Genomic DNA, 22,669 nt, shown 5'->3' with positions numbered 1-22,669 from the left:
ACGGGGCATCTGCAATGAACGCCAATCTGTCGGCACTCCTCTATCTCGTGGCAGGTGTGCTGTTCATCCTGTCGCTCCGCGGGCTGTCGAGTCCCGCCTCGAGCCGCCAGGGCAATTTCTTCGGCATGGCCGGCATGGCGATCGCGGTCGCCACCACCCTGGCCGGCCATCCCCCCGCGGATGCGGTCGCGTGGATTCTGGTGATCCTCGGCGTCGCCATCGGCGGCGGCATCGGTGCAGTCATTGCGCGCCGGGTGCCGATGACGTCGATGCCCGAGCTCGTCGCCGCGTTCCACTCGCTGGTCGGCATGGCCGCGGTGCTGGTCGCCGCCGGCGCCTTCTTCGCGCCTGAAGCTTTCGACATCGGTACGCCCGGCAACATCCATCCGCAGAGCCTGGTCGAGATGTCGCTCGGCGTCGCCATCGGCGCGCTGACCTTCACCGGCTCGGTCATCGCCTTCCTCAAGCTGTCGGGGCGCATGAGCGGTGCGCCGATCATGCTGCCGGCGCGTCATCTCATCAACATCGCGCTGGCCGCAGCGCTGGTGTTCTTCGTCGTGCGGCTGGTGATGACCGGCGGCGGCTTCGACTTCCTGATGGTCACGGTCCTGGCGCTGGCGCTCGGCGTGCTCATGATCATCCCGATCGGCGGCGCCGACATGCCGGTCGTGATCTCGATGCTGAACTCCTACTCCGGCTGGGCCGCCGCCGGCATCGGCTTCACGCTCGGCAATTCGGCGCTGATCATCACCGGCGCGCTGGTCGGTTCGTCCGGCGCGATCCTGTCCTACATCATGTGCCACGCGATGAACCGGTCCTTCATCTCGGTCATCCTCGGCGGCTTCGGCGGCGAGACGGCTGCGGCGGGCGGCGGCACGGGTGAGCAGAAGCCGGCCAAGCTCGGCTCGGCCGATGACGCGGCCTTCATCATGAAGAACGCATCCAAGGTCATCATCGTCCCCGGCTACGGCATGGCGGTCGCGCAGGCGCAGCACGCGCTGCGTGAGATGGCGGACAGTCTGAAGAAGGAAGGCGTCGAGGTGAAGTACGCCATCCATCCGGTCGCGGGCCGCATGCCCGGCCACATGAACGTGCTGCTCGCCGAAGCCAACGTGCCCTATGACGAGGTGTTCGAGCTCGAGGACATCAACTCGGAGTTCGCCCAGGCCGACGTCGCGTTCGTGATCGGCGCCAACGACGTCACCAACCCCGCGGCCGAGGAGGACAAGACCTCGCCGATCTATGGCATGCCCGTGCTGCAGGTCTGGAAGGCCGGCACCGTGATGTTCATCAAGCGCTCGCTCGCCTCGGGCTACGCCGGCATCGACAATCCGCTGTTCTATCGCGACAACACGATGATGCTGCTCGGCGACGCCAAGAAGATGACCGAGAACATCGTCAAGGGCATGTAGGCGATCCTGTCGGGAGTCATGGTCGTCCTGAAATGGCTCCTGATCGTCGTTGTGGCGATCTACGCCACCGTGCTGGCGGTGCTGTTCGTGCGCCAGCGTGCGATGCTGTTTCCGATCCCTGCGGTCGGCCGCACGGCGCCGGACGCCGCCGATTTTCCGCAGGCTGAAGAGCATGTGCTGACGTCGGCGGACGGTGAGAAGGTCCTCGTCTGGCATGTGCCGGCGCAGCCCGGCCGCAAGGTCGTGTTGTATTTCCCCGGCAATGGCGATTTCCTCGCCGGAGTGGTCTCACGCTTCAAGGCACTCACGGCCGACGGCACTGGCCTGGTCGCACTGTCCTACCGTGGCTATGCCGGATCGACGGGGAGTCCGAGCGAGCCGGGGCTGCTTCAGGATGCCACAGCCGCCTATGCCTTCACGCGGGAGCACTACGAGGCGCAGCGCATCGTCGCGTGGGGCTTCTCGCTCGGCAGCGGCGTCGCGACCGCTGTTGCGGCAGAGCAGCCGCTCGCGAAACTGATCCTCGAAGCGCCGTATACGTCGACCGTCGACGTCGCCTCGGACATGCTCAAGGTGGTTCCCGTCAGCCTGCTGATGCGCGACCGCTTCCATTCCGACCAGCGCATCACCAAGGTGCACGTGCCGCTGCTGATCATGCACGGCGCGAAGGATCCTGGGATTCCGATCCGCTTCGGGGAACGCTTGTTCGCACTTGCGCATGACCCCAAGCGCTTCGTACGGTTTCCCGACGGCGGACATAATGATTTGGATTTTTTTGGTGCGACTGAGACAGCCAAGAGCTTCATCGACGGCCCCTGATGTCCGCGCGGCGCGCTGGCCGGCAGTGGTCGCCGTCCTGGTCGTTGCAGGTCTGCCGATGCAGGCGATGGCCGCCGAACTGAACGGCGCCGCGATGACCTGGCCCTTCGCCTTGCCGTTCGCCGGATTGCTGCTGTCGATCGCCCTTGGTCCGCTGCTGTTTGCCGGCTTCTGGCATCACCACTACGGAAAGATCGCCGCGGCATGGGCTCTGGTTACGCTCGCGGCCTTGACCTGGAATGCCGGGCCTGGCACGGCGCTCGCTGCCTTCGTCCATGCATTGCTCGCCGAATATCTCAGCTTCATCGTGCTGCTATTTGCGCTGTACACGGTGGCGGGCGGCATCCTGGTGACCGGCGACATCAAGGGCACGCCGACGACCAACACGGCCATCCTCGCGCTCGGCACGATCATCGCGAGCGTCGTCGGCACCACGGGCGCCGCGATGATCCTGGTGCGCCCCCTGATCCGCGCCAATCTGACGCGGTCCCACAATGTGCATGTGCTGGTGTTCTTCATCATCCTCGCTGCCAATGTCGGTGGCGCGCTCAGTCCACTCGGCGATCCGCCGTTGTTCGTCGGCTTTCTGCGCGGCGTCGACTTCTTCTGGACCACACGCAATCTCTGGCTGCAGACGGCGATCGTCGCCGGCCTGCTGCTCGTGATCTTCGCCGCGATCGACGCATGGCGCTTCCGTCAGGAGAGGCCCGCGGCGGAAGCGTCCGGGACGAAGCAGCCGGTGCGCGTCCGCGGGCTCATCAACGTCGTCCTGATCGCCGCGATCGTCGCAAACACGTTGGTGTCCGCAACATGGAAGCCGGGCGTCTCCTTCGACGTCTACGGCACCCATCTCGAGCTGCAGAACCTCGTCCGCGACGTCATCCTCGTGGCCATTGCCGGCCTGTCGCTGTGGCTCACGCCGGACGAGCACCGCGAGGCCAACGGCTTCAATTGGGAGCCGATCCGCGAGGTCGCAAAGCTGTTCGCGGCGATCTTCACGGCGATCGTCCCGGTCATCGCCATGCTGAACGCGGGCCACGACGGCTCGTTCGGCTGGCTGCTGAACGCCGTGACGACGCCCTCCGGTGCGCCACGGGAGGTGGCCTATTTCTGGTTCACCGGCCTGATGTCCGCGTTCCTCGACAATGCTCCGACCTATCTGCTGTTCTTCGAACTCGCCGGCGGCGATCCCAAGGTCCTGATGGGCCAGCTCGGAGGGACGCTGGCGGCGATCTCGATGGGCGCGGTGTACATGGGAGCGCTCACCTATATCGGAAATGCGCCGAACTTCATGGTGGCGGCGATCGCCAATGAGCGGGGCATCAAGATGCCGAGCTTCTTCGGCTACATGCTGCGAGCCGGCGTGGTCCTGATTCCGCTGTTCGTGCTGTTGACCTTGCTGCCGATTCATCCGCTGCTCAGTGCCAACTAGCGCGCAGCGCATGCGTTGGCGCGATCTTGAGCTCGCCTGTCCGGGCCAGTGACGAGCGTCTCGCCGTCACGCATAGTCGTCTGCGACAAATCGGAGCGCGAATCATGAGCGTGGAGGCTACGGCGCCCGCATCATCGGTGATCTTCCCGGGCCTGGCGGTGGCGCTGGTCGCGGGCGTGACGGTGACGCACTACGATTTCACACCCTCGGCGGCTGGCATGGTCTTCGCCGCGGTGCTGCTCGTCATCCTGTTCGGCACGGTGTTCGCGGCCGTGCATCACGCCGAGGTGATCGCGCATGAAATCGGTGAGCCCTTCGGCACGCTGCTCCTGACCCTGGCGGTGACGGTCATCGAGGTGGCACTGATCGCCACCATCATGCTCGGCGACAAGGCGGCGCCGGCTCTGGCGCGGGATACCGTGTTTGCGGTCGTGATGATCGTCTGCAACGGGCTGGTCGGCATCTGCATCTTCATCGGCGGCCTGCGCTATCGCGAGCAGGACGTCCTGGTCTCCGGCGCCAATCTGTATCTCAGCGTGCTGTTCACGATGGCGACGATTACGCTGGTGCTGCCGAACTATACGCTGACGGCGCCCGGACCGGTGTTCTCGGCGGCACAACTGGCCTTCGTCAGCGTGGTCACGATCCTGCTCTATGCCGTGTTCCTCTACACCCAGACCACGCGCCATCGGGACTATTTCGTCGGCAGTGCGACGGGGTTCAGCGATGACGATGTCCGGCTGCCGCGCGCGAAGCTCCTTCTCAGCATCGGGCTGCTGCTGGTGGCGCTGCTCGCGGTCGTGCTGCTGGCGAAGAAGTTCTCCCTGGTGGTCGACGCCGGCGTCGCGGCCACCGGCTCGCCACCCGCCGTCGCCGGCGTGCTCGTGGCGTTGTTGATCCTGCTGCCGGAGAGCGTCGCCGCGATCTCGGCCGCCCGCGCCAACGATCTGCAGAAGAGCATCAACCTCGCGCTCGGCTCCTCGCTTGCCACCATCGGCCTGACGATCCCCGCGGTAGCGGTCGCCGCCTATGCGCTCGACAAGCAGCTCGTGCTCGGCCTGGACGCGCAAGGTATGGTGCTGCTGGTCCTGACCTTCGTTTTGAGCATGCTGACCTTCGGCACCGGCAGGACGAACATCCTGTTCGGGCTGGTGCACATGGTGGTGTTCGCGATATTCCTCTTCCTGCTCTTCGTACCCTGACTTGAGAGAGATCCCCATGCTGAGCGCCCAGTCCGACGTCCAGGTCGATACGCCCGAGGTCCGCGTCACCGAATGGCGGCTGGCGCCGGGCAGTGCGACGGGCCGGCACGTCCACGAGATGGATTATGTGATCGTGCCGGTGACCGCGGGAGAGATGACGATCGTGGCGCCATCGGGCGACCGCTCGAAGGCGCAGCTCGCGGTCGGGAAATCTTATTTCCGCAAGGCAGGCGTCGAACACGATGTGCTGAACGAGACCGGTTCCGAGATCGTTTTCCTCGAAGTTGAGCTGAAGCCCTAACCATTTGTTTACCGGCATGCCGCTGATTGTGGTATCTCAAGCCGGTGATCCGGAAAGCTGCGGCGGCGCCCGAGCGGTCTCGGATTGCAGCACGGCTCCGGTCTCAAAGGCTTTCAGGAAAACGACTATTCGCGGTTTGCCCGCGCGCATCTTGCGCGGTTAGGAGCCGCGGAGAGTGGGGAATGGTCCCTTAATTGTGCCTCAAAGTTCCCGCAAATACCGCGCGGGAGTGGTCAGCATGCTGAAATATCTCACCAAGTTTGCCCTGGAGATCATCCCGTCGGTGGTCGCCACCATCGTCGGGGCTTACATCGTCAACCACTACATCAATACCAAGCCAGACTCGCCCCCTTCGACGGTGGCGGCGGTGGCATCGGCCGCCTATGCCAAGTTGACGGGCTCCAAAGCTGAGGCCAAGGGCGACGCTCCCAAATCTCTCGACAAGTCCGCCGACGGGGCCAAGGTCGAAACCAAGGCTGGTGCCAAGCCGGCCGAAACATCGGCCGACGTGTCCAACATCCCGGCACCGGGCATCAAGGCAAAGGGCGTGTCCGAGAAGTCGCTGGCCGACAAGGCCGCTGAGAAGGCGGTCGAGGTGAAGCCGACCGAGACCGCGAGCCTGCCGGCCGAGACGCCGCGCCATCCGGTCTCACCGCGCGAGAAGATCATGTCCCGCAACGCGCCAGCGGAGGCGCCGGCGGCCCCGCAGGAGGATCGCCGCGACGCTGCCGATCTCGCCCGCGCCGCCATCGAACGGTTGCGGGCCAATGAAGGCAAGACGGCAGGCGAGAGAGCTGCCGAAAAGCCATCCCAGGTCGATCCGGCGCGCGAGATGCCGCGCATCGTGACTGCGGCGCCGCAGGTGGCTCCGGTGCGTCCGCTGCCGCCACCGATATCGGTCTCTGCGCCGCCGAACGATCAGAGCGTGCTTGCCACCAACGCACCGGGCGTGGCGCCCTCCTACACGGGATCCCTGCAGCCGGATGGCCGCCCGACGCCGCCGGCCGAAATCCCGGTCAGCCAATTGCGCCCGCTCGACCTGCGGGCCGACAGGGCCGATCCGTCGATCAAGGACCAGATGTCCAGCGTGGCGAAGGACATGATGTCGGCGGCCAAGTCGGTGTTCCACTCGGTGCTGCCCAAGTAGCTCATCGTAGCTCATCCGGTCGATCCTGATCACAACGCAAGAGCGGCGGCCGTCGGGGCCGCCGCTTTTTGCTGTCGGTGATGTCACGGCGGCAGCCGGCCGTTTGCAAGACCAAGCGCGAACTCGGCGGCTGGCTGGATGGTCGGAAGAAGGGGGCGATCCGGCCAACGCGCAAAGCAAAAGCGCGAGCCGTGGGCCCGCGCTTTCAAGTGTCGCCAGATGTATGTGCAGAGATCAGCGCGGCGCGCCAGGGCGGGCGCCTGCGCCCGGACCACGACCGGCGCCACGGTCACCGCCGGCGCCAGCACCGAACACCGGCTTCGGCTTCATCGGCAGCAGACCTTCGCGCTGCAGCTTCTTGCGGGCCAGCTTGCGCGCACGGCGCACGGCTTCGGCCTTCTCGCGGGCTTTCTTCTCAGAGGGCTTCTCGTAATGGCCGCGGAGCTTCATCTCGCGGAAAATGCCCTCACGCTGCATCTTCTTCTTGAGCGCCTTGAGGGCTTGATCGACATTGTTATCGCGAACGAGAACCTGCACGCGGCATCCTCTTTCTCAGTCTATCGGTTTGAAATCGGCTGAAAGTCAGGGCCGGCAAATGGCCTCGCCCTTAACCTTGAGGGCGCCCGTGTATCAGACAACATCGTTGCTGTCCACCCGCTGACGGGCTCTTAACGGCAAGTTTAATGCGGCGGGCCTGCTTAATTTCGACCTTGCCGGGGAGGAAGAGGCGATACCTGGGTGACGTGCCCCATCTTGCGGCCCGGGCGCGCGGCTCCCTTGCCGTAGAGGTGCACGGTTGCCCCGGGAACGGTGAGCCATTGCTCGTAGCCGTCGATCTCGTCGCCGATCAGATTGGTCATGGTGACGTGACCGTGGCGCAGCGGCTTGCCGAGCGGCCAGCCGGCGATCGCCCGGATGTGCTGCTCGAATTGCGAGATCGATGCGCCGTCGAGGGTCCAGTGGCCGGAATTGTGCACCCTCGGGGCGATTTCGTTGACCAGAACGCCGGGGTTGGGCCCGCCGGAGACGACGAACATCTCGACCGCCAGGACCCCGACATAGTCGAGCGCGGTGGCGATCCGGCTGGCGATGTCCCGGGCCTCGTCGGCGAGCGCGTCCGGAATGGCGGCCGGCGCCCGCGATACTTTCAGGATGTGGTCGCGATGTTCGTTCTCGGTGACGTCGAAACACTCGACCTGGCCGTCGGCGGCGCGCGCCGCGACCACGGAAATCTCGCGCTCGAATGGCACGAAAGCCTCGAGGATTGCCGATTTGGTGCCGAGTTCGGCCCAGATCCGCTCGAGGTCGTCACCAGGGCGAATCTTGACCTGGCCCTTGCCGTCATAGCCGAAACGCCGCGTCTTCAGGACGGACGGCTGCCCGATCCGCAACACCGCCTCGCGCAGCGTGGCGAGCGAGGATATGTCGGCGTAATTGGCGGTGCGGATGCCGAGCGAGGTGACGAAATCCTTCTCGATCAACCGATCCTGCGTGGTCTCGAGCGCCGAACGGCTCGGCAGCACCGGACGCCTTGCGGCCAGCACCATGGCCGCCGCCGAAGGAACGTTCTCGAATTCATAGGTTACGACGTCGACGTCGTTGGCAAACAGCTCCAGCGCCTCCACGTCGGCATATTCCGCGCAGGTGGCGTTGAGGACCACGTCGAATGCCGGCGAGTCCGGGTCCGGCGAGAACACCTGGCAGCGCAGCCCGAGCCGTGCCGCGGCAAGGGCCAGCATGCGACCCAGCTGGCCGCCGCCGAGAATGCCGATGGTGTCGCCGGGCTTGAGCTTGACCCGATTCGATCCGGTCACGCCGCGCCCTCCGGACGTTCAGCGATCGCGTTGGTCTGGGCTTGGCGCCACGCCGCAAGTCGATCGGCCAGCGCCGAGTCCGACAACGCCAGCACGCTGGCCGCCAGCAGCGCTGCATTGATGGCGCCGGATTTGCCGATGGCAAGTGTTCCCACGGGAATACCGGCGGGCATCTGCACGATCGAATAAAGCGAATCGAGCCCCGATAGCGCCTTGGACTCGACGGGGACGCCGAACACCGGCAGCTCGGTGAGCGATGCGGTCATGCCCGGGAGATGGGCTGCGCCGCCTGCGCCGGCGATCACGACCTTGAAGCCGGCTGCCTTGGCGCCCCGGGCAAAGGCATACAGGCGATCCGGAGTGCGGTGCGCCGAGACGATGCGAGCGTCATAGCTCACGCCCAGCGCACCGAGCGTTTCGGCGGCATGGCGCATGGTATCCCAGTCCGACTGGCTTCCCATGATGATGGCGATCGGGGCGGTCATGACCTCAATTCTTCTCGGGAATCCATCAGCATGGGCCGGAGTATAGGATCGGTCCCGACAGCGGCAAGCCATGGCATGGAGGTGTGAATGGACTATCCTGTCTTGGTTAAAGCCGGCAAGTCCAAACCTCGGCGCGGCAGGGAATGGGATGAAAAAGAAGCGCATCAAGAAGGCGGGACCGGCCGGTAAGCGCGGAACCCGCTACCGCAGCAGGGTTTCACGGGGACGCTCGCCGCGGGTAGATCCCGCACCGGCGGGGGCCCGGCAGACCATCCGGCGTCTCAAGGCCGAGCTCGCCGCCGCGCAGGCCCGGATCGCAGAGCTCACAGCCACCGCCGAGCGTGACTTCCTGCTCGACATCTTCAACCGCCGTGGCTTCGCCCGTGAGCTTCACCGCTCGATCGCATTCATCAAGCGCTATGACGCGACCGGTGCCCTGGTCGTGCTCGACGTCGACCGCCTGAAGCCGATCAACGATACTTACGGCCATGCCGCTGGTGATGAGGTCCTGAAAGCCGTTGCGCGCGTTCTCAGCGAGGAGGTGCGGTCCTCCGACGTCATCGGGCGGCTCGGCGGCGATGAGTTCGGCGTCCTGCTGTGGCACCTCAGCGAGACCGATGCGCGGGTGAAGGCCGCCGCGCTCGAGGAGGCAATCGACCGCTTGAGCTTCACCTTCGGCGATCAGATCGTGCGCGCGGGCGCCTCTGCCGGGGTGGCCCTGCTCGACAAGCGCGTCAACCCGGTGCGCGCGTTGGAGGAAGCCGATCGCGCGATGTACATCCGCAAGGCGCAGAGGCGGCACGAGGTCCGCTCCTGACGGGGGGAAGATTGGCGGCCACGCGCGCGATCACAGCTCGCCGAGGTCGTCGGGCAGCTCGCCGAATTTGTGCAGCAGCCGCGCGTCGCTGAACTCGCCCATCAATGGATCACCGCTGCGGCTGAAGGCGATGGCGCCGATGTTGTCCGGCAAGCGCGACATCGCCTCGGCGCGACGAAGGGCCGCCGTCGAGCTCTGGCATTCCTCGGCCGCCCCGGCGATCAGTGTGCCCAGCTCGTCCCGCCTGAAGGGCATGGCGACGTAATAGGTGACATCGGGCATTGCACGCTCCTTGCTCCTTCGAAGCTCCTGGCAAGTGCAGTCGCGCTCGTTGCGGAAGCCCTCGAACTCGTCGGAGGCCTACGCCGCATTGCTCTGCGCGTCGTCCGAGGCCGTGTTCGGCATGCAGCCGCACGAGATCGCGGCGCGCAACTCCTGCAGCTCGAGCTCGAGATATTCATTCGCCATGATCAGTGCCTTGATGGTGGAACGCAGATTGCCATCGCACATCGCGATGGCCTGATCGCAGGCCTGTTCGTAAAGACGATCATGGGGAGAGAAGGGAGCGGGCATCAGAACCATCCTGAGTGTTCGAGGGCGCGCGGAGTTGGTTCTGAGTGTTCTTGATTTGTTCCTGTCTGTCAAGATATCCGTTCGAGGCCGACGTGAAAACGACAAGAGCGCTGACGCTTCGCGTCAGGCGATGATGTCAGGCGTAATCTGGTCTTCGATGAAGGCGATCCGATCGCGTAGCAGGAGCTTCCGCTTCTTCAGTCGTTGCAGCCGCAACAGATCGGGTGCGGGCGATTGATGTAACGCGTCAATCGCCGCATCGAGGTCGCGGTGCTCCTGCTGCAGGCGCGCGAGTTCGGCCTGCAGTTCGCGCTCGTCTTGGTCAGCCATGATCTATGATAGCAAAAAAGCGGAAGGAAGTGGGAAGCCTCGCGAAAGGCGGGCGTAAATATTGCGCTTGCGAAGCGTCATACGCAAGCCGCGAACGCCATCATCTCTGCAGCTGTCCCGTGAATTTCGGGTTGGCGCCGGCGCGAGATTCGTCCGCATCTGCTCACGCTTCGTTACACACGGCGCTCAAATTTGCATGTGCGGTCTTTTGGCCCCATCGACAGGTCAAGCGACTTGTGTACACTCATTGGCCCTGGTCGAATCTCAGGTTCACCTACCAAGGAGGTTTCGAATGGCCATTCAGGCGCATCTCGTTGAACTGGAGCGTAAGCATAAAGTTCTTGAAAACGAATTGCATGAAGCTCTCCTGCATCCATCGACTGACGATCTACGAATTGCCGAGCTGAAGCGACGTAAGTTGATGGTGAAGGATGAGATCGAGCGCTTGAGGCAGGTTACCACCGAAACGCTTCACTGATATGTGACGACAATCCCCGCAAACTTCCGACTGCAAGTCCGTGCGCACTGGGATGGCCGCGAGTTCCATCCCAGGCGCAGCTTCGATGACAGTTGAGGCGCAGCCGATCGCTTCTCTGGCGCCGGACATCGCCGGCGCTGCGCTTCGCGTCTCACGCGCGGATCGCGTCAGTCCGCGGTGAGATCGACGACATGGGCGGCGATCGCAAGTGATGACGTGAGCCCGGGCGATTCGATTCCGAACAAATTGATCAGTCCCATCACGCCGTGGTCGCGCGGGCCCTGGATGACGAAGTCTTGCGATGCCACCGCGGGTGGTACGATCTTCGGACGGATGCCCGAATAGCTCGGCATCAGTGCGCCATCAGGCAGCGTCGGCCAGTATTTGCGGATTGCCGGATAGAAGCGTTCGGCGCGCGCCGGATCGACCGTGTAGTCGATGGTTTCGATCCATTCGACATCGGGACCGAAGCGGGCCTGGCCGGCCATGTCGAGCGTGAGATGCACGCCGAGTCCGCCGGGCTCCGGCACCGGGTAGATCAGCCGGCTGAACGGGGCCTTGGCGCTGCAGCTGAAGTAATTGCCCTTCGCGAGATAGGCCGTGGGCACCAGCTCCGGCGGCATGCCGTCGATCAGGCGGGCCACCGCCGGCGCGCTCAGGCCAGCCGCATTGACCAGAAGCTCGCAGGATAGCGTCATCGGCTGCTCGCCGCCGGCCTCGATCTCGATCGTCCCGTCCGCCGCCTTGGCGCGCAGCAGCGGGGTGTGGAACGCCAGGGCGCCGCCGGCATCCTCGATCTCGCCGCGCAGCGACAGCATGAAGGCATGGCTGTCGAGAATTCCGGTCGAGGGCGACAGCAGGGCCGCCTCGCACGCCAGTGCCGGCTCCATGGCGCGGGCCTCGGAGCCCGTCAGCAGCCGCATGCCTTCGACGCCGTTCGCCTCGGCATGGGCGCGGATGCCCTGCAGCTTCTCGGTCTCGGCCGCATTGGTGGCGACGATCAGCTTGCCGCAATTGCGGTAGGGAACGCCGTGCTCGTCGCAATAACGGTAGAGCATCCGCTTGCCGTCGACGCAGAAGCGGGCCATCAGGCTGCCGGCCTTGTAGTAGATGCCGGCGTGGATCACTTCGCTGTTGCGAGACGAGGTTACGGTGCCGATGTCCTCGGCGGCCTCGAGAACGATGACTTCTCGGCCGGCCTTGGCCAGCTGGCGGGCGACGGCGAGCCCGACGACACCGGCTCCCACGACGACGCAATCGACCTTATCCATTCGGGTTCCTGAGACGATCTGGCGAAGTCACGGCCTTCTGCAATCCCTGGTGGGCGGAACCCCGGTCCAGAGCACGTCGCAGCTTAGCAATCCGTTCATCATAGGAGGTCATTGCGTGAATTTGCTTCGTCTTTTTCGAAGTTTGCGGAAACCGTTTACCCGATCCCAACGGGTCAAGCCAGAGACTGTCATCCGAATACCGCGGGTGATTGATGGCAGGCAAGAATTGGCAGGCGAGCGACCGAAACGCGTTTCGTGCGCGTGTCGTTGCGGCCCCGATGGCCGCCATGGCCACGCTGACGGCTGCCTGGCCGGGGCGTGCGTGGGCGGCTTCGTCTGATTTCTCTCCCTCGAGCTATCTCGGCACCGTCGAGCCGGACGTGCTGTGGAAGGTGCTGATCGGGGGCATCGTCGTCTGCGCTTTCCTGGCCTCGGTCCTGATCTGGATCCATTCGGCATTGCGGCGCACCAAACGGGCGCAGCTGCGGCGTAACGTTTTCATCAGCTCCGCCCTGAACAATCTGAGCCAGGGACTGATGCTGACCGACGCTGCCAACCGCGTCGTCTTCTACAACCAGCGCTTCCTTGAGATCTACGGCATGAGCCGGGCCGACATTCCGCCCGGTTGCACCGGCCGGGATCTGGTCGAGTTGCGGCGGCAGCGCGGCCTGCTTCATCTGACGGTCGAGGACTATGCGCGCCGGGCGCGGGAGCCGGACGGGTGTCTGACCGAGCTGCCCGGCGGTCGTGTGGTGCGCGCACAGATCTTCCGCCTTCCGACCGGCGGATCGATCGGCATCCACGAAGACTGTACTGTGCAGCACCGGCTGGAGCGCGAGCTCGCCTCGACCAAGCAGTTCCTGGAATCGGTGGTCGATCAGGTCCCCGTCTGCGTCGCAGCCAAGAACATCGACGACGGTCGCTACATCTTTGCCAACCGGGCGTTTGAGCAGTTCTCGCAGGTGCCGCGGGATCAGATCATCGGACGGCGCCCGAGCGACCTGTTCGGCGACGCGACGGCGGCCGACATCGCGGCTGCCGACCGCGAAGCGATGCTGGCGCCCGGCACCACCTACTGCAGCGAGCTGGTCGTTCAACGCGGCGACGACAAGCGCATCCTGGAAGCCCATCGCGTCGTTGCCCGCAATGAGAAGAACGAACCGCAATTCCTCATCGCGCTGTTCGACGACGCCACCGAGCGGCGGTCGCTGAGCCGCGAGCTGGAGAACAGCAAGAAGTTCCTGGAGCTGGTCGTCGACAACATTCCGGTGTCGCTGATCGTCGAAAGCGTCGATGACGGCCGCTATCTGCTCGCCAACCGCAGTGCCGAGATCATCCTCAATCGCAAGCGCGAGGATGCGACGGGCCTGACCGCCGCCGATATCTTCAATCCCCGTGAAGCGCGGCTGATCATTGCCCGCGACGAGGCCGCCATCAAGAAGCGCAGCCTGCTGACCGAGGAGCATCCGATCTCGACCAAGGACGGCCTGCGGCTGTTCCTGACCCGGCGCGTGACGGTGCTGGGCGATGCGGGCGAGCCGCAATATCTGATCAAGACCTATGAGGACGTGACCGACCGGCGCCAGACCGAATCGCGGATGGCGCACATGGCCTATCATGACGGCCTCACCGACCTGCCGAACCGCGCCGCCTTCCTGCAGGCGTTGAGCCAGATGATCGAGGCCTGTGCCGACACGGACGAAGAGTTCGCGGTGCTGAACGTGGACCTCAAGGGCCTGAAGGACGTCAATGACGTGTTCGGCCATGCCATCGGCGACAAGCTCCTGATCGAGGTCGCCCGCCGCGTCCATCATGTCGCCCGCGGCGGCGTGGTGGCACGTCTGTCCGGCGACGAATTCGGGCTGATCATCGACGGCAAGCAGCCGGAGGCGGGCAGGGCGCTGGCCGACCAACTGGCCGAGGCGATCGCCGTCGAGTTCCAGATCGACGGCAAGTCGATCCGCACTGCGCTCACCACCGGCATCTCGGTGTTTCCGCACAATGGTTCGGATCCGGCTTCGCTGCTCGCAAATGCCGGCGCCGCGCTGTTCCGTGCCAAGGCGAAGGCGCGCGGCAGCATCACCTTCTACGAGCCCGAGATGGACCAGCAGATCCGCGATCGTCGCGTGCTGCATCAGGAGCTGTCGGTCGCGATCAAGCATGGCGAGCTGTCGCTGTACTTCCAGCCGCAGGCGAGCTCGGGCCGCACCGTCGACTCCAGCGAGATCATCGGCTTCGAGGCGCTGGCGCGCTGGCATCATCCCGTCCGCGGCTTCGTGCCGCCGAGCGATTTCATTCCGCTCGCCGAAGAGAGCGGTCTGATCGTCGAGATGGGCGAGTGGATCCTGCGCCAGGCCTGCCGCGAGGCGGCCTCCTGGCCGAAGCCGCTGCAGATCGCGGTCAATCTCTCTCCGGCCCAGTTCGTCCATGGCGATCTGGTTGCGCTGGTGCATTCGATCCTGCTCGAGACCGGGCTGTCGCCCGGCCGGCTCGAGCTCGAGATCACCGAGGGCGTGCTGATCGAGGATTTCGACCGCGGTGTCGCGCTGCTGCGCCGGCTGAAGGCGCTCGGCGTGCGCGTGTCGATGGACGATTTCGGCAGCGGCTACTCGTCCCTCAGCTATCTGCAGGCCTTCCCGTTCGACAAGATCAAGATCGACCGCGCCTTCGTGATGAATCTCGGCCGCAACCCGCAATCGGCGGCGATCATTCGTGCGGTCATCGGTCTCGGACACGGCATGAACATGTCGATCGTGGCCGAAGGCGTCGAGACCCAGGAGCAACTCGGCTTCCTCGCCGAGCAGGGCTGCGACTCGGTCCAGGGCTATCTGCTCGGCAAGCCGCTGCCGATCGCCAAATATGACGGCGTCGTCGGCCGTGCTCATGACGACGTCGTGGCCACCGTTCGCAAGACCGGCTGACCGTACGAGCCCGGTCAGAGGCGATCGCGCAACAGCACGAATTTATCCGCCGACGTTGCTGCCACCCCGCTACGAGAATCATCGGCGCAGGTCTACGCTCGTTCGTCCTGACACGCTCGAAGACGTTGCGTATGGCGGACTACGATCTTGCGATCATCGGTGGTGGCCTGAACGGCGTCAGCCTGGCGCGCGATGCGGCTGGTCGCGGCTTGCGCGTGATCCTGGTCGAGCAGGGCGATCTCGGCGGCGCCGCTTCATCGGCCACGTCCCGGCTGGTGCATGGCGATCTCGCCGCGCTGGAGCGCCGGAGCTTGCTGCGCGTGCGCAGATCGCTGGCCGAACGTGACGTCTGGCTCGCGACAGCGCCGCATCTGGTACGCCCGGTCCGCTTCGTGATTCCGGCCCACGCCGATGAGCGTCCGCACTGGCAGCTGCGCGCCGGGCTGTGGCTGTATGACCGGCTCGCCGCGCGCAAGCGGCTGCCTGCCGCGACGACGCTCGATGTGACGCATCATCCGGTCGGCGACGCGCTGAAGCGTCCGATCGGCACCGCGTTCGAATATTCCGACTGCGTCGTCGACGATTCCCGCCTGGTCGTGCTGACGGCGCTCGATGCTGCCGAGCGGGGCGCCGCGATCAGAACCGGCGCACGCTGCATCCGGGCCGACCGCGACCGCATCTGGCGCCTGGCCATCATCGATCGCGGGCATCGCCGCATCGTCACCTCCCGTGCCCTGGCCAACGCGACCGGCGCCTGGAGCGTCTCGACCGCGGAGACCGTGCTGCGCCAGCCGCCGCCCCGGGTGGCCGCGCGGCAGGTGAGCCAGATCGTGGTGCCCCGGCTGTTCGAGGTCGACGCCGTCTACGTGTTCCAGAACGCGGATGGGCGGCTGATCTTCGCCCAGCCCTATGAGCACGACTTCACGCTGATCGGCACCGTGGCTCATGGCTTCCGAGGCGATCCGGCCGTGGTCGCGACGGCGGCGCCCGACGTTTCCTATCTCTGCAAGGCGGCCAACCGCTATTTCCGCGCGGACATCCAGCCCGCCGACGTCGTCAGAACCGTGTCCGGCGCCAACATGATGGTGCTGCGCGGTGATGTGGGGGCACGGCTGGAGACGGTCGTGAGCCTCGATGCCGGCCGGCAGAAGGCGCCCCTGCTGACCATGTGCGGCGGCGATATCACCACCGTCCGCCGGCGCGCGGAGCAGGCGGTGTCCCGGCTCGCCAGATTCTGTCCGATGTCGCCGGGCTGGACGGCCAGGGCACCGCTGCCCGGCGGCGATTTCGATTGGGATCGCTTCGAGGATCTCGTCGACGACGTGCGGGATCGCTGGCGTTTTCTCGGTGATGCCGAGGCACGGCGGCTGGTCGCCGCCTATGGCACCCGGTCCAGGGAGATTCTCGGCGGGGCCAAGAGCCGGGCCGATCTCGGTCAGGCCTTCGGATCGCAGCTGACCGCCGCGGAGGTCCGCTATCTCGTGACCAGGGAATGGGCACGGTTTCCGGATGACGTGCTGTGGCGGCGGACCAAGCTCGGCCTGAGCGTCTCGGCAGCCGAGCGCAATGCGCTGACCGCGTTCATGGCCACCGCAACCGCTGCACAGACCACGCCGCCCGCGCGCGAGGTGGACGGGGATAGTCCGGCCCGTGCGGTTGAGCTGCAGTCGATCGGCGGCTAGCTTGCCCCCGCCGCGCCGCTGTGAGCCGGCAGGGTGATTTGACTGGACATGGCTCTGGACATGGCTGACGACATCGCGACCCCAGAGCCCGCTGCCGAGCCGGCGCCGCCGCCGGAACCCCGTCCTGATCCCCAGCCGCCGATCCTGCGGATCGAGAACGTCGTGAAGACCTTCGGCAGCTTCCGCGCGGTCGACGGGGTCTCGCTCGACATCCGCGCTGGCGAGTTCTTCGCGCTGCTCGGCCCGAGCGGCTGCGGCAAGACCACGCTGTTGCGCATGCTGGCCGGCTTCGAGACGCCGGATGAAGGGCGCATCCTGCTGTCGGGTGAGGACATCGCGCAGGTTCTGCCGCACGAGCGGCCCGTCAACATGATGTTCCAGAATTACGCGCTGTTCCCGCATCTGAATGTGCGCGACAACATTGCCTTCGGCCTCCGCCGCGCCGGCATGCCGCGCGCCGAGATCGCCACCCGCGTCGCGGAGATGGTGGCACTGGTCCGGCTCGAAGGGCTGGAGAAGCGCAAGCCCGATCAGCTCTCTGGCGGCCAGAAGCAGCGCGTGGCGCTGGCGCGCTCGCTGGCGCGCCGGCCGCAGGTGCTGCTGCTCGACGAGCCGATGGCCGCGCTCGACAGGAAGCTGCGCGAGAGCACGCAGTTCGAGCTGATGGAGCTGCAGCGCAGGCTCGGCATGACCTTCATCATCGTCACCCACGACCAGGAGGAGGCGATGACCGTGGCGAGCCGCATCGGCGTCATGAACGCGGGAAAGCTCGAGCAGGTCGCCGTGCCGCGCCGCCTCTATGAGGAGCCGGCCTCGCGCTGGGTGGCGCAGTTCGTTGGCGACATCAATCTGTTCGAGGGCGAGGTGACCGCGCGGGAGCCGCACCGGCTCAGGGTCAGCACGACGACCGCCGGCGAGCTGGTGGCGGCGCAGCCCGTTGCTCCGATCAACGAGAGCAAGGTCGCGGTCGCGATCCGTCCCGAGAAGATCCGCCTCGCGCTCCGCCGGCCCGCGGGCGACGCCGCCGCGATCAATTGCGTCGAGGGGATCATCTCCGATGCGAGCTATCTCGGCGGCAAGACCGTGTACAAGATCAGGCTCGATGGGGGCGCCGCCGTTCACGCCGCGCAGACCAACACCGCGCGACTCGATGCCGACGGCTATGGGCTGAACCAGCGCGTCGTGGCCTGGTTCACCCCCGACGATTGCGTGGTGCTGGAGCGATGAGCGCGCGCCGCATCTTCTCGCGTCCGGCGCGTTTCGCGGCGATTGCGCCCTATGTCTGGATGACGCTGTTCTTCCTGGTGCCGTTCCTCTTCGTTCTCAAGATCAGCCTGTCGCAGACCGCGATCGCGCAGCCGCCCTATACGCCGGTGTTCTCGCTGGCGGAGGGCTGGTCGTCGCTCCGCGACGCCTTCGCCGCGTTGTCGCTCGACAATTTCCGCCTGCTGCTCTCCGACGATCTCTATCTCGCGTCCTATCTGCGCAGCGTCGTTGTTGCTCTCACATCGACGGCGATCCTGCTGCTGATCGGCTATCCCATCGCCTATGGCATGGCGCGGCTGCCCAGGCGCTGGCAGGGCATCGCGATGATGCTGGTCATCATCCCGTTCTGGACCTCGTTCCTGATCCGCATCTATGCCTGGGTCAACATCCTCCAGCATGACGGCCTGTTGAACCAGATCCTGCTCGCGCTGCACCTGGTGTCGACGCCGGTGGTGTGGCTGTCGACCGACAGCGCGATGTATGTCGGCATCGTCTACTCCTATCTGCCGTTCATGATCCTGCCGCTGTTCGCGACCTTGACCAAGCTGGAGCCGGCGCTTGAGGAAGCTGCCGCCGACCTTGGCGCCTCGCCGCGCGAGATCTTCTGGCTGGTGACGTTTCCGTTGTCGCTGCCCGGCGTCGGCGCCGGCAGCCTGCTGTGCTTCATCCCGATCGTCGGCGAATTCGTCATTCCCGACCTGCTCGCCGGCTCCAAGTCGCTGATGATCGGCCAGACGCTGTGGCTGGAGTTCTTCACCAACAAGGACTGGCCGGTGGCCTCCAGCATCGCCGTGGTGCTGCTCGTCGTCCTGCTGCTCCCGCTCCTGCTCTACGACCGGCTGCAACGCCGGCAGCTGGAAGAGAGCCGGTGATGGCGGCAAAATCGTCCCGCCTGTCGCGCTTCAACGTCGCCTCGCTCGCGCTCGGGTTCGCCTTCCTCTATCTGCCGATCCTGATCCTGGTCATCTACTCGTTCAACGCCTCGCGGCTGGTGACGGTGTGGGGCGGCTGGTCGCTGCGCTGGTATCACGAGTTCTTCAACGACCGCGCCATGATCGACGCGGCCTGGATGAGCCTGCGCGTCGGCGCGACGTCGGCCACGGTGGCGACGGTGCTCGGCACGCTGGCGGCCGTGGCGCTGTCGCGCGGCGAGGGGTTCCGCGGGCGCATGCTGTTCTCCGGCATGCTGTATGCGCCGCTGGTGATGCCCGAGGTGATCACCGGCCTGTCGCTGTTGTTGCTGTTCGTGGCGCTGGAGGCGGAACGCGGCTTCTGGACCGTCACGATCGCCCACACCACGCTGACGATGTGCTTCGTGGCGGTGGTCGTCCAGTCGCGGCTGGTCTCGCTCGACCGCAGTCTCGAAGAGGCCGCGATGGATCTCGGTTGCGATCCGGTCCGCGCCTTCGCGATGGTCACGCTGCCGCTGATCGCGCCGGCCGTGCTCGCTGGCTGGATGCTGGCGTTCACACTGTCCCTCGACGATCTCGTGATCGCGAGCTTCACCACTGGCCCGGGCTCTGCGACCCTGCCGATCCGGATCTATTCGGAGGTGCGGCTCGGTGTGAAGCCGGAGATCAACGCGATCTGTACGCTGGTGATCGGGCTGATCGCGGTGGTCATCGTGATCGCTTCGTTGGCGTCGAAACTGTCGAGTGACCGGGGTGAGAGCGCGGCCCCGCTTTAGGCACCTACGGCCGCGTCATCACAGCCGTCATCGCCCGGCTTGACCGGGCGATCCATTACGCCGAGACGCCTGTGAGTCCGCCGAGAGGCCGCGGCGTACTGGATGCCCGCCTACGCGGGCATGACAGCTGAGGTTGCGGGGCCCTGCTGCGTTCACACGAGCGCAACTCGCGAAGATGATCACGAGTGCTGTCGCAGCGTCGATCAGCGCGCGAACAGCTTCAAGGCGGCGGCGACCACCGCGCGGTGGATTGATCCGCGATCGACCGATGGCGGATCGACGCAGCTGGCGGGATCGGAGTTGCGCCCGAACTCGGTGCTCTCCGGCAAGAATACGTAGTGGCCGGCATCGTCAGCGACGATGTCGAACCTGCTGTGCGGCAATCGTTCCTGCAGCCAGCGCGCCGACGGCAGCAGCGCGTCGGCGCCGCCGACCATGATGTGGGTCGGCACGCGGATCGCGGCGACGCTCTCCTCCGAGAAACCCTGCACCGAGCGGCCCGGCGCCAGCAGCAGCGCCGCCTTGATGCGCGGGTCGTGATACGACGCCGACATCCGGCCCCATGAGTCGCGGAAGATCTGGCTCTCGGCCATCAGGCGCGGCAGATGATCGGCGAGATCCGGAAACTCGCGCGGGCCGCGGCCGAGATTGGCGCCGGGCTCGAACGGCGAGCGGATCATGATGGCGCCGAGCAGGGCGGTGGCCGTGACGCCGCCGAGCGAATAGCCGACCGCGAGGATGCGATCGAGATCGATGCGGCCTGTAAAGTCAGGATGAGTAACGAGGTGGTCGATCAGCACCGAGATGTCGCGCGGCCGTTCCCACGAGCAGAGAAAGCCTTCGGCGCGGAACGGTGCGGCATTGTTGTTGCCGTGATGGTTGACCCCAACCGCGATGAAGCCGCGGCTGGCCAGTTCGCGCGCCAGCCATTCGACCTGCAGGGCGTTGCAACCGGTGCCGTGCGAATAGACCACGAGCGGATATCGACCATTGCCGGCCAGCGGCGCGTTCAGCGCAGCAGGTCCTGACTTGAACCAGCCCTGCGGCCACGGGGCAATCGGAAGCGCGGCCTCGATGGCGCCGTCCGCGGCCGGGTACCATGCGAACCAGTCGATCGGGCGCGGGCCGTCGCCATCCCAGTTCGGCCGCGCGGCATCCGCGAACCGACCCTGACGAAATCCGACCTTCATCGTTCCATCACGACTTCACGGCGCCCGCAGTCAGCCCGCCCACCATGTAGCGCTTGAAGGCGTAATACACGGCGGCCGGTGGCAGCGCGTAGATGAAGCCGGTGGTCATCAGGAGCTCCCACGGCGAATCGTCGGCGGCGAGGAAGTTGCCGAGCGCAACGGGCAGCGTGATCTCCTTGTCGTTCGACAGCAGCAGGAACGCGTAGAGGTACTCGTTCCAGGCCAGCAGCACCGCATAGGTGCCGATTGCGACCAGCGAGGGCATCATCAACGGCACATAGACGAGCCGGAAGATCTGCAACGGGCTCGCGCCGTCCATGACGGCCGCCTCGTCCAGCTCGACCGGGAGCTTGTCGGAGGCCTGCTTCAGCACCCAGATCGCGTAGGGCGACGCGATCGTCACCATCGCCAGGATCAACGACCAGTCGTTGTTGAGCAGGCCGTATTTGCCCATGGTGCGATACATCGGCACTGCAAGGAACGCAGCCGGAATGAAATAGGTGAACAGCGCGAGGTTCATCACCACGCGGCTGCCGGGCACGCGCAGACGCGAGATCGCATAGGCGGCGCATGTTGCGATCACCAGGGTCAAGGCGCCGACAGCCACGGCGATCACGACCGAGTTGCCGAACTGGAGCCAGAAGTCGCGCAGGAAGTAATGCTGCTGGTGAAACACGATCGAGAAGTTGTGCAGGGTCGGATGGTCCGGCCACAGCTTGCCCGAGAACGCGTCCTCCTTGGGCGAGATCGCGAACAGGAACATGTGATAGATCGGAATCATCGTCCAGATGAAGACGGGGATGCCGATCAGCAACAGCCGGGCTTCGGTCCCGACTTCGCGCAGGGTGGGGAGCTTCATCGCGACAACCGCTTCATCATGAAATAGACCAGGGGGAGCACCAGCGGCATCGCGCAGACGATCGAGGCCATCGCGAGGCTGAGCTGGTCGAGCCGGAGATAGCGGATGCCGAGCGTCGAGAGGACGTGGGTCAGATCGGCCGGTCCGCCGCCGGTCAACAGATAGACGCTGTTGAAGTCACCCAGCGTCCAGATCATCGAGAGCAGCGTGCAGGTGATGTAGAGCGTCTGCATCGACGGCCAGGTGATGAAGCGGAACTTCTGCCACCAGGTCGCGCCGTCGACCTCGGCAGCCTCGAACAGATCGTGCGAGATCGCCAGCCGTCCGGTCATCAGGATCAGCGTCCAGAACGGCAGCGACTTCCAGATGTGCATGCCGATGGCCATCGCCAGCGCGACCGTTGGGTCGTTCAGCCAGTTCGGGCCGTCCTCGCCGGTGAACTTGAAGATCAGTTGGTTGATCACGCCCCATTCGGGATTGAGCATGAAGCGGACCGACAGGATGGTCGGGATCGACGGCACCGCCCAGGGCAGGATGAAGATCACCGACAGCCATTTGATCCAGCCGCGCTGCTGGATGAAGAAGCCGGACAGGAACAGTGCGATCAGCATCTTCAGATTGATGCCGACCAGCAGGAAAATGAGCGTGTTGACGGCGGCGCGCGCGAAGATCGGATCGTTGAACAGCGCGACGTAGCTGGCCGGATCTCGCGCCAGCCACAGGCCGTAGCCGACAGGATAGACGACGAAGGCCAGAAAGATCAGCAGGTAGGGCGCGAGCATGACGATGCCCCACACCTGTGACGGTGTCAGCAGCACCGGACGCGGCGCTTCCGCGAGCGCGGAATCGGAAGCTGAGAGCGTGATCGCCATGGTCGTTTCTTCCCGGGTCGTCTTGTCCCGCCTATCGCCAAACCGGCCGCAGACGCTGCGGCCGGCACGTGTTGTCGTTCGTCAGGATCTCAGGCTAGTGCATCGCGTTGC

At 65.5% G+C, this 22,669-nt stretch carries 23 protein-coding genes; 13 read left to right on the top strand and 10 right to left on the bottom strand.

Annotation, left to right across the window (positions count from 1 at the left end):
• Positions 1–14: 14 nt before the first annotated feature.
• From QX108_RS31250 to QX108_RS31225, 6 genes are all read left to right on the top strand, one after another.
• Positions 15–1,412: an NAD(P)(+) transhydrogenase (Re/Si-specific) subunit beta gene (locus QX108_RS31250; protein WP_315786232.1), complete on the top strand. Its 1,398-nt coding sequence runs from the start codon at positions 15–17 to the stop codon at positions 1,410–1,412.
• A gap of 18 nt (positions 1,413–1,430) precedes the next feature.
• Complete coding sequence (locus QX108_RS31245) at positions 1,431–2,231, top strand: alpha/beta hydrolase (RefSeq protein WP_315724633.1); 801 nt, start codon at positions 1,431–1,433, stop codon at positions 2,229–2,231.
• Between the two features lie 94 nt (positions 2,232–2,325).
• Complete coding sequence (locus QX108_RS31240; RefSeq protein WP_315786328.1) at positions 2,326–3,663, top strand: sodium:proton antiporter; 1,338 nt, start codon at positions 2,326–2,328, stop codon at positions 3,661–3,663.
• Positions 3,664–3,767: 104 nt separating this feature from the next.
• Positions 3,768–4,865, top strand: coding sequence for an ionic transporter y4hA (locus tag QX108_RS31235; RefSeq protein ID WP_315786229.1), 1,098 nt, complete (start codon positions 3,768–3,770; stop codon positions 4,863–4,865).
• Between the two features lie 16 nt (positions 4,866–4,881).
• Positions 4,882–5,166 carry a cupin domain-containing protein gene (locus QX108_RS31230; protein WP_315724635.1) on the top strand — a complete coding sequence of 95 codons (285 nt, stop codon included), beginning with the start codon at positions 4,882–4,884 and terminating at the stop codon, positions 5,164–5,166.
• A gap of 238 nt (positions 5,167–5,404) precedes the next feature.
• On the top strand, positions 5,405–6,313 hold the full coding sequence (locus QX108_RS31225; RefSeq protein ID WP_315786226.1) for a hypothetical protein: 909 nt from the start codon (positions 5,405–5,407) through the stop codon (positions 6,311–6,313).
• Between the two features lie 234 nt (positions 6,314–6,547).
• Here the strand turns inward: QX108_RS31225 and rpsU are convergent, their stop codons facing one another.
• From rpsU to purE, 3 genes are all read right to left on the bottom strand, one after another.
• Positions 6,548–6,850: a 30S ribosomal protein S21 gene (gene rpsU, locus QX108_RS31220; RefSeq protein ID WP_006612200.1), complete on the bottom strand. Its 303-nt coding sequence runs from the start codon at positions 6,848–6,850 to the stop codon at positions 6,548–6,550.
• Positions 6,851–7,011: 161 nt separating this feature from the next.
• On the bottom strand, positions 7,012–8,127 hold the full coding sequence (locus QX108_RS31215) for a 5-(carboxyamino)imidazole ribonucleotide synthase (RefSeq protein WP_172109936.1): 1,116 nt from the start codon (positions 8,125–8,127) through the stop codon (positions 7,012–7,014).
• On the bottom strand, positions 8,124–8,612 hold the full coding sequence (purE, locus tag QX108_RS31210; protein WP_172133869.1) for a 5-(carboxyamino)imidazole ribonucleotide mutase: 489 nt from the start codon (positions 8,610–8,612) through the stop codon (positions 8,124–8,126). The genes QX108_RS31215 and purE overlap by 4 nt, the downstream gene beginning before the upstream one ends.
• 148 nt (positions 8,613–8,760) lie before the next feature.
• On the opposite strand from purE, the gene QX108_RS31205 reads away from it, so the two are divergent.
• Positions 8,761–9,429, top strand: a complete 669-nt coding sequence (locus tag QX108_RS31205; RefSeq protein WP_315724638.1) for a GGDEF domain-containing protein — start codon at positions 8,761–8,763, stop codon at positions 9,427–9,429.
• A 30-nt stretch (positions 9,430–9,459) separates the two neighbouring features.
• Here the strand turns inward: QX108_RS31205 and QX108_RS31200 are convergent, their stop codons facing one another.
• The 3 genes from QX108_RS31200 to QX108_RS31190 all read right to left on the bottom strand — a co-directional run bounded on the left by QX108_RS31200 (position 9,460) and on the right by QX108_RS31190 (position 10,332).
• On the bottom strand, positions 9,460–9,711 hold the full coding sequence (locus QX108_RS31200; RefSeq protein ID WP_172133870.1) for a hypothetical protein: 252 nt from the start codon (positions 9,709–9,711) through the stop codon (positions 9,460–9,462).
• A gap of 78 nt (positions 9,712–9,789) precedes the next feature.
• The gene (locus tag QX108_RS31195) at positions 9,790–10,002 is read right to left on the bottom strand and encodes a hypothetical protein (protein ID WP_315724640.1); all 213 of its coding nucleotides are present in this window, start codon (positions 10,000–10,002) and stop codon (positions 9,790–9,792) included.
• Between the two features lie 123 nt (positions 10,003–10,125).
• Entirely contained in the window at positions 10,126–10,332 is a 207-nt protein-coding gene (locus QX108_RS31190; RefSeq protein WP_009028242.1) for a YdcH family protein, read from the bottom strand.
• 292 nt (positions 10,333–10,624) lie between these two features.
• Between QX108_RS31190 and QX108_RS31185 the strand changes: the two genes are divergently transcribed.
• Positions 10,625–10,810, top strand: a complete 186-nt coding sequence (locus tag QX108_RS31185) for a YdcH family protein (protein WP_083839074.1) — start codon at positions 10,625–10,627, stop codon at positions 10,808–10,810.
• A gap of 167 nt (positions 10,811–10,977) precedes the next feature.
• Here QX108_RS31185 and QX108_RS31180 read toward each other — a convergent pair whose 3' ends face one another.
• On the bottom strand, positions 10,978–12,081 hold the full coding sequence (locus QX108_RS31180; protein WP_315724644.1) for an NAD(P)/FAD-dependent oxidoreductase: 1,104 nt from the start codon (positions 12,079–12,081) through the stop codon (positions 10,978–10,980).
• A 212-nt stretch (positions 12,082–12,293) separates the two neighbouring features.
• Between QX108_RS31180 and QX108_RS31175 the strand changes: the two genes are divergently transcribed.
• From QX108_RS31175 to QX108_RS31155, 5 genes are all read left to right on the top strand, one after another.
• On the top strand, positions 12,294–15,002 hold the full coding sequence (locus QX108_RS31175; RefSeq protein WP_315786220.1) for an EAL domain-containing protein: 2,709 nt from the start codon (positions 12,294–12,296) through the stop codon (positions 15,000–15,002).
• A gap of 131 nt (positions 15,003–15,133) precedes the next feature.
• A complete protein-coding gene (locus QX108_RS31170; RefSeq protein WP_315786217.1) occupies positions 15,134–16,684 on the top strand; it encodes a glycerol-3-phosphate dehydrogenase in 1,551 nt (516 codons plus the stop codon).
• 60 nt (positions 16,685–16,744) lie between these two features.
• Positions 16,745–17,911 (top strand): ABC transporter ATP-binding protein, encoded by a 1,167-nt coding sequence (locus tag QX108_RS31165; RefSeq protein WP_315786213.1) that lies wholly within the window; start codon positions 16,745–16,747, stop codon positions 17,909–17,911.
• Positions 17,908–18,822: an ABC transporter permease gene (locus tag QX108_RS31160; protein WP_315724650.1), complete on the top strand. Its 915-nt coding sequence runs from the start codon at positions 17,908–17,910 to the stop codon at positions 18,820–18,822. The genes QX108_RS31165 and QX108_RS31160 overlap by 4 nt, the downstream gene beginning before the upstream one ends.
• The gene (locus tag QX108_RS31155; protein WP_315786210.1) at positions 18,822–19,637 is read left to right on the top strand and encodes an ABC transporter permease; all 816 of its coding nucleotides are present in this window, start codon (positions 18,822–18,824) and stop codon (positions 19,635–19,637) included. Before QX108_RS31160 ends, QX108_RS31155 begins: the two co-directional genes overlap by 1 nt.
• Positions 19,638–19,840: 203 nt before the next feature.
• Here the strand turns inward: QX108_RS31155 and QX108_RS31150 are convergent, their stop codons facing one another.
• The 3 genes from QX108_RS31150 to QX108_RS31140 are packed head-to-tail and all read right to left on the bottom strand — an operon-like array spanning position 19,841 to position 22,558.
• A complete protein-coding gene (locus tag QX108_RS31150) occupies positions 19,841–20,827 on the bottom strand; it encodes an alpha/beta hydrolase family protein (RefSeq protein WP_315786208.1) in 987 nt (328 codons plus the stop codon).
• 7 nt (positions 20,828–20,834) lie between these two features.
• The gene (locus QX108_RS31145) at positions 20,835–21,686 is read right to left on the bottom strand and encodes a carbohydrate ABC transporter permease (RefSeq protein WP_315724656.1); all 852 of its coding nucleotides are present in this window, start codon (positions 21,684–21,686) and stop codon (positions 20,835–20,837) included.
• Entirely contained in the window at positions 21,683–22,558 is an 876-nt protein-coding gene (locus QX108_RS31140) for a sugar ABC transporter permease (protein WP_315724658.1), read from the bottom strand. Before QX108_RS31140 ends, QX108_RS31145 begins: the two co-directional genes overlap by 4 nt.
• Positions 22,559–22,669 lie beyond the last annotated feature (111 nt).

The organism is Bradyrhizobium sp. SZCCHNR1002, assembly GCF_032381435.1.
Lineage (GTDB): Bacteria > Pseudomonadota > Alphaproteobacteria > Rhizobiales > Xanthobacteraceae > Bradyrhizobium > Bradyrhizobium aeschynomenes.
The sequence above is the reverse complement of the archived record's forward strand: the minus strand, read 5'-3'. Positions and strand labels throughout refer to the sequence as shown.